Annotated in this window: 2 protein-coding genes and 1 pseudogene; 1 reads left to right on the forward strand and 2 read right to left on the reverse strand. The window is 73.9% G+C overall.

Annotated features, from left to right (window positions below):
- Nucleotides 1-683: pseudogene (locus ACYVE9_RS23975) on the reverse strand (hypothetical protein); the annotation flags it as partial.
- Nucleotides 680-1,732 (reverse strand): glycosyltransferase family 2 protein, encoded by a 1,053-nt coding sequence (locus tag ACYVE9_RS23980; RefSeq protein ID WP_461029977.1) that lies wholly within the window; start codon nucleotides 1,730-1,732, stop codon nucleotides 680-682. The pseudogene ACYVE9_RS23975 and the gene ACYVE9_RS23980, both read right to left, overlap by 4 nt.
- Before the next feature lie 187 nt (nucleotides 1,733-1,919).
- On the opposite strand from ACYVE9_RS23980, the gene ACYVE9_RS23985 reads away from it, so the two are divergent.
- Nucleotides 1,920-2,175, forward strand: a 256-nt coding sequence (locus tag ACYVE9_RS23985; RefSeq protein WP_461029978.1) for a DUF6716 putative glycosyltransferase, incomplete at its 3' end; no start/stop codon positions are given.

Here is a 2,175-nt window from a genome sequence, read left to right on the forward strand (position 1 = left end):
AGGGTGCGGGCGGCGGACCGCTCGTCGGGCCCGGCGAGCAGCAACGCCGTCCCGGGCCCGGGGGAGCCGGTGAGGGCGGCCGGCGCGGGGTGGTCGGCGAGCACGGCGTGCAGGGCGGCGGTGGGGACCGTCTTTGCCGGGACGCCGAACTCGTCGAGCAGCAGCGCCGGGACGCCGGGCAGCAGGTCCAGGTGGAGCAGCCGCCGGACCCGGGTGCCGGTCAGGTTGTCGAGGGCGTGGGCGGCCGGGAGGTAGGCGGCGGCGCCGGTCACGCAGACCTCGACGGGGGAGTCCGTGAAGACCTGCGCGAGCGCGTGCTCGGCGTGCGGGGCGACGACCTCGACCGGCCCGTCCCCCAGCTCCCACAGCAGCCGCACCTGCCGTTCCCACACCGGCACGTCCGACTCCCGCGGCTGCCAACTGCCCGGGTGGCGCGGGTGGATCGCCGCGTTCCAGGACAGCACCCGGTCGAAGCGGGCAGCGCCCGGAACGGTCGCTGCACCGACTCCCCAGGACACCTCCGGAACCGGCGACGTGTCACTGACGACCAGCAGGTGGCGCGCCGGCCCGGGGAAGCACCCGGCCTCCAGCGCCGCCGCGTGCACGGCCACGTCCAGGGCGGTCGCCGCCACGAACAGCCGGGTGAGCCGGCCCGTTCCCGGCGAGACGGCGGGCGGTGTCATCGTGCCCCCGCCCCGGTCGCGGTGGAGGTGCCGGACGTGCCGGAGGTCCCGGTCGCCGTGGAGGCGCTCAAGGGGGCGGTGGAGCGGGCGGCGGTCGAGGGACGGTGGCGCAACCGGCGGAGCCGCACCGAGCGCTGCGCGTCCATGGAGTCCAGCGCCTCGTTGACCAGGTCGGACGGCAGCCGCCGCAGCGCCGCCGCGCTCAGCGACCGCACCTGCCGGGCCATGCGCGGCGCGTAGCGGTCGTTGACCAGGTGGTGGTGGATCACCGCGCAGTAGGTGCGGACGGCCTTCGGTAGCAGCGCCGCCGCCTCCGCGTCCCGCGCGGTCTCCGCGACGAGCAGGTCGAACGCCCGGATGAAGTCGAGCTGGCGGGCGTCACCGATCTGGGTCAGCGACGAGGCGACCCCCCGCCGGTAGAAGACGCCCAGCAGGCCCACGACGGCGAACGACGAGGCCTCCCGGTGCAGCCGCCAGATCCAGGGCCGTTCCTCGGCCGTCCGCAGACCGGGGTGGAAGTGCAGCAGCCCCTGTTCCAGCAGCCGCCGCCGGTAGACGCCCGCCCAGGCGTAGGAGTAGTCGACGCAGGTGGTGCGCCCGGCGGGCAGGATCGCCGCCCGCGGGTCCAGGACGACGCCGCGGCGACCGTGCGGGACCCGGGTCACCGTGCGCCGGGTCCCGGTGCAGCGCACGTGGTCGGTGCGCAGGAAATCGCACCCCAACTGCTCGATGTTCTCCACCAGTCGTGCGTAATGGCCGGGCGCCAGCCAGTCGTCGCCGTCGAGAAAGGTCAGGAATTCGCCCCGGGCCGCGTTCAGCCCGGTATTGCGGGCGGCGGCGATTCCGCTGTTCTCCTCGTGGCGCAGCAGCCGCGCCCCGGGGATTTCCCGGGCGGCGCGCTCCAGCAGTTCCGTCGTGCCGTCGGTGGAGCAGTCGTCGACCAGCAGGAACTCGAATCCCGGCCGGGCGTTGGCGCGCAGGCTGCGCAGCGCGTCGCCCGCGAAGGGCCGCACGTTGTAGAACGGCACGATGGCCGAGAGCTTAACCACGCGGGTGACGTTAGACGTCCACCCGGCGGACGTCTTTACCGCCGCCCGGCCGTTGCGTGAACTCCGCATGTCCTTACGGTGAACCACCCTTGCCAAAAAGGCGGTTGGCCGTAAGTCGATGTGCTGTTAACCGTCTGTTGTATTGGCGTTGGGCCGCTCAGCCCCATCGCTTCCTAGCGTCGTCGACGTGCCCATTCGTACCGCTCCCGAGACCGGCGACCGACAGCTTCGTGTCGCCGTCCTCGCCGACTCCGACACCCGCTGGAAGTGGGGTGCGCTCACCGCGCACCGCCTCGCCCCCGGCGCGGTGATCGACGGCCTGCTGCTCAACGGCAGGGCCACTCCGACCGCGCGCCAACTGGAGGAGGTCGGCGTGGCCGCCGCCTCGCTGCGCGAGGTCACCGCCGCCGAGTTCCTCGACGCCGTCGGCCCGGCCCCGGCCG

This window comes from Streptomyces sparsus (assembly GCF_054776295.1).